6 protein-coding genes are annotated in these 8,336 nt (G+C 72.0%); 4 read left to right on the forward strand and 2 right to left on the reverse strand.

From position 1 onward, the window contains the following. Positions 1-95: 95 nt before the first annotated feature. Positions 96-2,321 (forward strand): ATP-dependent Clp protease ATP-binding subunit, encoded by a 2,226-nt coding sequence (locus PHY01_RS23310; RefSeq protein ID WP_141281916.1) that lies wholly within the window; start codon positions 96-98, stop codon positions 2,319-2,321. A gap of 68 nt (positions 2,322-2,389) precedes the next feature. Here PHY01_RS23310 and PHY01_RS23315 read toward each other — a convergent pair whose 3' ends face one another. Together PHY01_RS23315 and PHY01_RS23320 are read right to left on the reverse strand one after the other, a co-directional pair. After that, a complete protein-coding gene (locus PHY01_RS23315; protein WP_141281918.1) occupies positions 2,390-3,625 on the reverse strand; it encodes an acyl-CoA dehydrogenase family protein in 1,236 nt (411 codons plus the stop codon). A gap of 66 nt (positions 3,626-3,691) precedes the next feature. Further along, complete coding sequence (locus PHY01_RS23320; RefSeq protein ID WP_141281919.1) at positions 3,692-4,657, reverse strand: AraC family transcriptional regulator; 966 nt, start codon at positions 4,655-4,657, stop codon at positions 3,692-3,694. A gap of 249 nt (positions 4,658-4,906) precedes the next feature. On the opposite strand from PHY01_RS23320, the gene PHY01_RS23325 reads away from it, so the two are divergent. The 3 genes from PHY01_RS23325 to PHY01_RS23335 all read left to right on the forward strand — a co-directional run bounded on the left by PHY01_RS23325 (position 4,907) and on the right by PHY01_RS23335 (position 7,946). Continuing rightward, complete coding sequence (locus PHY01_RS23325) at positions 4,907-5,908, forward strand: AraC-like ligand-binding domain-containing protein (protein ID WP_170183948.1); 1,002 nt, start codon at positions 4,907-4,909, stop codon at positions 5,906-5,908. A gap of 68 nt (positions 5,909-5,976) precedes the next feature. Further along, positions 5,977-6,690, forward strand: coding sequence for an SDR family NAD(P)-dependent oxidoreductase (locus PHY01_RS23330; protein ID WP_141281923.1), 714 nt, complete (start codon positions 5,977-5,979; stop codon positions 6,688-6,690). Between the two features lie 5 nt (positions 6,691-6,695). Beyond that, a complete protein-coding gene (locus tag PHY01_RS23335; RefSeq protein WP_141281925.1) occupies positions 6,696-7,946 on the forward strand; it encodes an acyl-CoA dehydrogenase family protein in 1,251 nt (416 codons plus the stop codon). Positions 7,947-8,336 lie beyond the last annotated feature (390 nt).

Below are 8,336 nucleotides of genomic sequence, written 5' to 3' on the forward strand. Positions count from 1 at the left end.
GCGACGCCCGCACCACCGCCGACGAGCGCACCCGCCCGCCCGCCGTCGACGACCCGGACCACGGACGTTCCCGTTCTGCACGAGAGGTCGAGCCGATGACCGGCTTCACCGGCCCGGACGATCCCGACGCGTCCGACGAGTCCCTCTCCCGCTTCCTCGGATCCGGACCGGCCGGCCCCCGCGGGCCCGCGCGCCGGTTCGACCTGACCCGGCTGATGAGCGCCAAGGCCAGGGAGCTCGTGTCCGCCGCCTCGCAGCAGGCGACCGAGCGGGGCGACACCGACCTGGACTCGCTGCACCTGCTGCTCGCGGCCACCCGGCTCGAGCCCGCCCGCGAGTGGCTCGGCCGCTCCGGCGTGGACCCCGACGCCGTCGGACGGCTCCTGGACGAGCACCTGGGCCACGGCCCGCCCGGCAACGGGCCCCCGAGCCTGACCCCCGCCGCGAAGCGGGCGCTGCTCGACGCCCACCAGGTGGCCCGGTCACTCGGGTCGACCTACATGGGGCCGGAGCACATCCTGCTGGCGATCGCCGCCAACGACGAGTCCGCGGCGGGCCGGCTGCTGAACCAGGCCCGCTTCTCCCCCGGCGGCCCGTTCCCGCCGGGATACGGCCAGGGCCGGCCGGGCGGGAACCCGTCGGCTCCCCCCGAGCAGCAGGGCGGGTCGTCCACGACCCCCATGCTGGACCAGTTCGGCCAGGACCTCACCCCGGCGGCCCGCGCCGGTCGCCTCGACCCCGTCATCGGGCGCGCCGACGAGATCGAGCAGACCATCGAGGTCCTGTCGCGACGCACCAAGAACAACCCGGTGCTGATCGGTGAGGCCGGTGTCGGCAAGACCGCCGTGGTGGAGGGCATCGCCCAGCGCATCGTCGACGGCGACGTGCCCGACACCCTCGCCGGGCGCCGCGTCGTGGAGCTGCAGCTCTCGGGTGTCGTGGCGGGCACCCGCTACCGCGGCGACTTCGAGGAGCGGCTGCGCACGCTGATCGAGGAGATCCGCACCCACGCCGAGCTGTCGGACCGCTACGTCACCGACCGGTTCCTCCCGGACAAGGCCATCGACCTCATGGACCAGGCCGGCGCCCGGGTGCGGTTGCGCACGCGCACCCCGTCGAGCGACCGGCGCGGGCTGGAGCAGCGCCTGGAGCAGCTCGAACGGGACAAGGACCAGGCGGTCGCCGACGAGCAGTACGAGCTCGCGACCCAGCTGCGCGACCAGATCAACGAGGTGCGCGGCCGGCTCACCGCGCAGGACGGGCCGGCGGGAGGCGTGCCGGAGGTCGACGTCACCGACATCGCCGACGTCGTGTCGCGCTCCACCGGAATCCCGATCGCCCAGCTCACCGAGGACGAGCGCGAGCGGCTGCTGCGGCTGGAGGACGAGCTGCACGCCCGCGTCGTCGGGCAGGACGAGGCGGTGCACGCGGTCGCGGAGGCCATCCGGCGTTCGCGGGCCGGGCTCGGCGACGAGAACCGCCCCGTCGGCAGCTTCCTGTTCCTCGGGCCCACGGGCGTCGGCAAGACCGAGCTGGCGCGCGCGCTGGCCGTCGCGCTGTTCGGCGAGGAGGACCGGATGGTCCGCCTCGACATGAGCGAGTACAGCGAGCGGCACACCGTGGCGCGGATGGTCGGGGCGCCCCCCGGCTACGTCGGTTACGGCGAGTCGGGCCAGCTCACCGAGACCGTGCGGCGGCGCCCGTACTCGGTGCTGCTGCTCGACGAGATCGAGAAGGCCCACCCGGACGTCTTCAACATCCTGCTGCAGGTGCTCGACGACGGCCGGCTGACCGACGGGCAGGGGCGCACGGTCGACTTCCGCAACACCGTGGTGATCATGACCTCGAACGTGGGATCGGAGCTGGTCACGAACCAGGGCGCCACCCTGGGCTTCGGCAGCACGCGGGGCCGCGACACCGACGCCTCGATGCGGGACGCGATCATGCCGCGGCTGCGCGAGACGTTCCGGCCGGAGTTCCTCAACCGCGTCGACGAGATCATCGTCTTCCGCCGGCTCGACACCGCGCAGCTCACGACGATCACCGAGCTCCTGCTGGACGAGACCCGCCGCCGCCTCGAGGCCCAGGGCGTCACCGTCGAGTTCACGAGGGCGGCGGTGGAGCGGATCGCCGAGCTGGGCTACCAGCCCGAGTTCGGTGCCCGGCCACTGCGGCGCACCATCCAGCGCGAGGTGGACAACCGCCTGTCCACTCTCCTGCTCGCCGGCGACCTGACGCCCGGCCGCCACGTCCGGGTGCACGTCACCCACGGGGAGCTGGAGGTACGGGTGGAGGACCCGGCTCCCGCCGGCGTGGGCTGAGGGCGGCGGGAACGCCCGGTCCGGCAGCCGGTCGTCGGCGATGCCCCCGAACGAGTCACGTCAACGGCTCATGCCATACCCGACGCCGCGAGCGGGTCGTATCCCGCGGCGGTGAAGAGTGTCTGGACCTGCCGACGCCGCACGCCGATGTTCGACCCTTCGATCACGGGGTAGGCCAGTGCCTCGTCGAGGTAGCGCATCAGCGGGAAGTCGGTGTCGTAGGCGGAGACACCGACGACGCGGATCAGGTCGTTGATCACGGCGACCGCGGTCTCGGATCCGAAGATCTTGGCGTGCAGGGCCCATTCGAGCCCGTGGGGGTCGCCCGACAGCGCCGCATCGAGGCCACGCCACGCCACCAGCCGCGCGGCCTCGATCCGCGCCTTGGCGTCGGCGAGGACATCGGACACGGCCTGATGTTCGATAATGGGGACGGCGCCACCGCGATGCTCGGTCGTCGCGAACCGGTAGGCGACGTCGAAGGCCTGGCGCATGGCCGCCACGGAGAAGGTGCCGATCGAGGCGCCACTGCCGACGAACGCGTTACGCGTAAGTTCGACGCCCTGCCCCTCGGCGCCGAGGAGATTCGCTCTCGGGACCCGCACGTCGCGCAGCCGGATCCGGGCGGTCAGGCAGCCACGCAGGCCGGGCAGGTCGTAGAGGTGCTCGACGTCGATGTGGCCGGCGAGGTGCTCGCGCTCGGCGACGATCAGCGACACCCCACCGGGAGCTCGGCAGACGACGGTCATGATGTCCGGGCCGTCACCGTCCCACCCGGGCAGGTGCGAGGCCCACGCCTTCCGGCCGTTGATGACGTAGTGGTCGCCGTCCTGCTCCGCGGTGGTGCGGGTGCCCTCGGCGGGCGTCGGTGCGTCGAAGTTGGCGCTGCCACCGGGCTCGGAGTACGCCATCGCAGCGACCGGGGTGCCGGTGTCGGCGAGGAACGGAGCGACGAAGCGCCGGATCTGCTCCGGCGTGCCGACCTGGTAGACCGGCACCAGCGCGATCAGCGGGCCGGCCATGGAGATCACGAAATCCGGGCTGTGCGACGCCCACTCCTCGATCAGGATCGCTGCGTCGACCCCGCTGCCCGCGGCGCCGCCGAACGGGACCGGGATCAGCCCCTTGAGGAAGCCGGCCTCGACGGCGGTCCGGAACGCGGGCCGGGCCAACTCGGCCCGGCGGGCCGGATCCGGCTCGGCCCGGACGGCCTCGGCGAGGTCGCGCAGGTGCGCCTCGGCGAACTGGCGCGCCACCTTCTTGAGCTGCTCCTGTTCGGGGGAGAGCGAGAACGACACCGCCACGGGAGCCTCCGTCTGTGGTCCTGACCTGTCACGGCCAGGATCCCCGGGGACGCCGCGGACGTCTGTTCAGTTCGTGCCGGGATCCTGTGCACGACGTGCAGGGATCCGCCGGGCGGCACGGACCTCGCTCGGTGTCCGTCCGAACTCGCGACGGAACGCCCGGCTGAACGACGCCGGCCCGTCGAACCCGACCGACGCCGCGATCTCGGTGATCGTCGACGGTCCGCGGTCGCCGGCGAGCACGGCCGCGGCGCGCTCCAGCCTGCGACGTCGCAGCAGCGCGGCGAAGGACTCGCCGCCGGCGCTGACCGCCGCGTGCAGCGTCCGCGGCGAGACACCCAGCATCCGGCTGGCGCTCGTGACACTCATCGTGCTGTCGGACAGCCACGTGTCGATCCGGCGCAGGATCTCGGCCCGCACCACCGCGTGGTGGTCCCCGGGAGGCGGGGTGCGCTCGGCAGCAGCGGCGCAGAGGGCAGCGGCCAGCGACTGCTCGACATCCAGAGCCGCCGGGCCGATCGTCGCGTCGAGGTCCCACATCGCCGACATCACCGCCGACACGACAGCACCTGCCCCACGCGCATCCCAGCAGCCGGCGGTCTGCCGCCGCACGGAGTCCAGACGTCCGCCGAGGAGATCGTGCGGGATCCGGTAGGAGACCATCGCCCATGGCCGGTCGAAGTCGAACCGGTACGGATCGGCGGTGTCGACCACGGTGAACTGACCGGGCCGGACCAGCGACCCTCGCCCACCCTGCTCCACGGCGCAGGTCCCGGCGGTCTGCAGATTGACGAACACGTACTCGCCGTCGGTACGGGCCACCTCGGCGGGGCCGTGCGTCGTCCGCTGCGGTTGGGAATCGATGCGGGCCCGGACCGTCCGGGCGAGCGGGCGGGTCTCGACGCGACTGGAGAAGCCGTCACCGGGCCGGCTCCGGGAAGGTGTCAGCGGGACGAACGCCTCGCAGATGACCTCGCGCCAGAACCCGAACTGCTCCCGGGCCGGGCGGGCCGCCACGTCCCACACCGTCATGCCGCACCTCCAGGAGGAGTAAGGGTGCGAGCAGTTCCGGGTCGGGGTCAAGCGCTCGCCGACCTGTGGATGCGGAGTGGTCCGAACCGTCGACGTGTCGGCGACGCGTCCACGCGTGATGCACAAAGCGGCGTTCGTCGGTACCGGAAGTGGCGTCCCCGGGTGGTCGCGACCACCTACAGTCCTCGGCCATGGGCCGATGAGGCCCGGGGATCAGGGAGGTGGCCGATGGGCCCACATCGTCCCCTGGTGTCGGTGGCACCGACGCAACGCCTCGTCGCGTCGGCCGAGACGGGCGACGGGGAACGGTTCGCGACGCTCCTGGCGGAGGCGTCGGCCCCGGTCCGGGTCCGCCCGCTGGCCGACCGCGCGTTCCACAGCGCGGTGCGGAGCGCCATCGCCGGTGACGTCCGGGTCTCGGTGATGAGCGGCAGCCCGTGCGTCGTCACCCGGGGGGTCGACCTGATCGGACCCGAGGATCCCGCGCTGCTGGTCGTCGCACTACCGCGGAGCGGACGCGCCGTCGTGGAGCAGGACGGACGTCAGTGCATGGTCGAGCCGGGCAGTCTGGTCAACTACGTCACCTCCCGGCCGTACGAAGTCGCGTTCTGGGAGCCCTACGAGATGGTCGCCGTGACGCTGCCCCTGGCAGCGCTGGGCTCGCACGCCGACACCCTCCGGGGTCGTACAGCCGTCGCGGTCGCCACCGACAGGGGACCCCGGGACGTCGTGGCGACGCTGTTCGCCACCCTTGCGGCGAAGATCGACGACTGCACCGCGGGCGACGCCAGCTGCAGCAAGGAGTACCTCGCGGACGCGATCGTCTCCCTGGCGATCGCCGAGCTGGTCGACATCCCGTCGCGGGGAGCGGGTGACGATCTCGCCGACCGCGTACTCGCACACTGCCTCGCGCGCCTGTCCGATCCCGGCCTCACCGTCGAGTCGGTCGCTCGGCTGCACGCCGTGTCGGTGCGCTACCTGCACAAGGTCCTCGAACCGCGGGGAATCACGCTGTCCGCCTGGATCAGGACGCAGCGGCTGGAGCGGATCTGCCGCGATCTCGCCGACGAGTCGTTGCGGGGACGCACCGTCGCCGCCATCGCGTCACGGTGGGGCATGACCGACGCGGGACATCTGAGCCGCGCGCTCAAGGCGGAGTTCGGCCTGACCGCCACCGAGATCCGCCGGTCAGGTCGTCGCGACCGCTCGGCGTCCCGTCCGTCGGCAGCATCCGACGCGATGAGCGGCTGATCGATCACTTCCCCGGACAGGGAGAGATCACCACAACCCGAGAGTCCATTGTGGACAAGGAGGCAGGCATGACCTCGACCGAGCAGAAGGTCGCGATCGTCACCGGCGCGTCTCGCGGTATCGGGGCCGGCGTCGTGGAGGGCTACCGCACACACGGGTACGCCGTCGTCGCGACATCCCGTTCGATCACGGCACCGGACGACCCGCTGGTGCTCACGGTCGCCGGCGACCTCGCCGAGCCCGAGACCGCCGGCCGCGTCGTCGACGCGGCCCTGGAGCGCTTCGGCCGGGTGGACACGCTGGTCAACAACGCCGGCGTCTTCATCGCCAAGCCGTTCACCGCCTACTCCGACGAGGACTTCACCTCGACCGTCGGACTCAACCTCGCCGGGTTCTTCCGCATCACCCAGCGGGCGGTGGCGGCGATGGTCGAGCGCGGCTCGGGACACGTCGTGACGGTCACGACCTCCCTGGTCGATCACGCGCTGAGAGCGGTGCCGTCGGTCCTCGCGTCGCTGACCAAGGGTGGCCTGGACGCCGCGACGCGATCGCTCGCCATCGAGCTCGCCGCTTCCGGGATCCGGGTCAATGCCGTGTCGCCGGGCATCATCAAGACCCCGATGCACCCCGTGGAGGCCCACGGCGCGTACGCCGGCCTGCACCCGATGGGGCGGATGGGTGAGATCGAGGAGATCGTCCACGGGGTGCTCTACCTCGAGACCGCGGCCTTCGTCACCGGTGAGACGCTGCACGTCGACGGCGGCCAGAGCGCGGGGCACTGATCGGCATGTCCGGCGACACCGCGCTGCTCGCCGAGCAGAAGGCGCTGCGCGCCACCGCCCGCGAGTTCGCCCGGGACGTCCTCGCGCAGGTGCACGAGGCGACCGATCCGCTGCCCACACCGACCGAGCGGTACCGCGCGACGCGGCCGTTCTACGAACAGATGGTCGCGGCCGGCTTCCTCCGCCGTCTCGTCCCGCGCGCGCTCGGCGGGGACGGCACCGGAGCCTCGACGACCGCGGTCCTGGCCGAGGAACTGGTCGCGGGCAGTCCGAGCGTCGCCCTCCACCTGTTCTCCACCGGGCTGGGGCTCACACCCCTGCTGCGTGCGGGCAGTGCGGACCAGCGAGAGCGGTTCCTGCCGCCCTTCCTCGCGACGTCCGGCGCGCCCCTCGCCTCGCTGGCCCTGAGCGAGCCCGGTGGGACGGCCAACCTCGACGAGGTCGACCCCGCGACCGGCGAGGACGTCGGGCTGCAGACGATCGCTCGCCGGGACGGCGAGGACTGGGTCGTCAACGGGCGCAAGCACTGGGTGTCACATGCCACCGGGTGGAACGGCACCGGGCCCGACCTGATGTCGATCGTGTGTCGCGCGAACGACGACCCCGATCCGCGCTCGTCGCTGGCCGTGGTCCTGGTACCCGGCCCGATCGACGGGTTGCGGATCGATGCCCTCATCGACCCGCTCGGTCATCGCGCGCACCTGCTCCCCCGGTTGTCCCTCGTCGACGTACGGACGCCGGCCGCGAACCTCCTCGGTCGGGTCGGGGACGGCCTGGGCATCGTCCACGCCTCGTTCGGAGGCGCCCTGATCGGCGCGTGCGCGACCGGTGTCCTGCGGGTCGCCTTCGACGCCGCGCTCCGCTTCGCCCGCAGCGATCGCCGCGGTGGCCGGGTCCCGGTCATCGGGCACCAGGGCGTCGGATTCCTCCTGGCCGACGTGAAGACCCGCATCGAGGCCGTCCGCAGCCTCACCTACCGGGCCTGCGCCGCCATCGACGACGGCTCGCCCGGGGCGGAGGAACTGTCGGTGCACGCCAAGGTGTTCGGATCGGAGTCGGCGGTCCAGTGCCTCGTCGATCTCATGCGTGTGGTCGGGGTGGAGGCCTACGGGCACCACCTGCCACTCGCGGGACTGATCCAGGACGCCCTCGCCTACCCGTTGTTCAGCGGCGGCAACATCGCCTTTCGTCGCCGTCGGCTGCACACCCTGCTCGCCGATCCTGAGTACGACCCGTGGAGCACGGTCGGCACCTGACCGGCGTGGACCGATCGCCGCCACCGTCCAGATCGTCCGGCAGTAGAAGCGACGGCATGTCGTTGCCGGTGGACGCACGACCTGCACGTGATCATGGGGCTGCTCGACGACGCTCGTGGTCAGAGATCAACCAACAGACCCAGGAAAAGATCTAGCCCTGACCGTTCGTGCTGGTCAGGCCTAGTGTGTGCGTGGTGCGCCCGAAGGGATTCGAACCCCTAACCTTCTGATCCGTAGTTCGAATGTTGACGCCCACACGCCCGGAGACCGGGGATTCCACCGGCACTGCGGGCACCGGATCGGGCGGCAGTGGCACCGGTCGACGGCAGTTCGTGGCCAGAACCGTGGCCAGAGATCAACTCGCCCCTGGGCCGCCGCTCGCGGCGGGCG

This window comes from Pseudonocardia hydrocarbonoxydans, assembly GCF_006539565.1.
GTDB classification, from domain to species: Bacteria; Actinomycetota; Actinomycetes; order Mycobacteriales; family Pseudonocardiaceae; genus Pseudonocardia; species Pseudonocardia hydrocarbonoxydans.

Bases quoted from the DNA above. Each gene is read 5' to 3' on its own strand.
- PHY01_RS23310 (WP_141281916.1), top strand. From the start codon at position 96: ATGACCGGCTTCACCGGCCCGGACGATCCCGACGCGTCCGACGAGTCC.
- PHY01_RS23320 (WP_141281919.1), bottom strand. From the start codon at position 4,657: ATGACGGTGTGGGACGTGGCGGCCCGCCCGGCCCGGGAGCAGTTCGGG.
- PHY01_RS23330 (WP_141281923.1), top strand. From the start codon at position 5,977: ATGACCTCGACCGAGCAGAAGGTCGCGATCGTCACCGGCGCGTCTCGC.
- PHY01_RS23335 (WP_141281925.1), top strand. From the start codon at position 6,696: ATGTCCGGCGACACCGCGCTGCTCGCCGAGCAGAAGGCGCTGCGCGCC.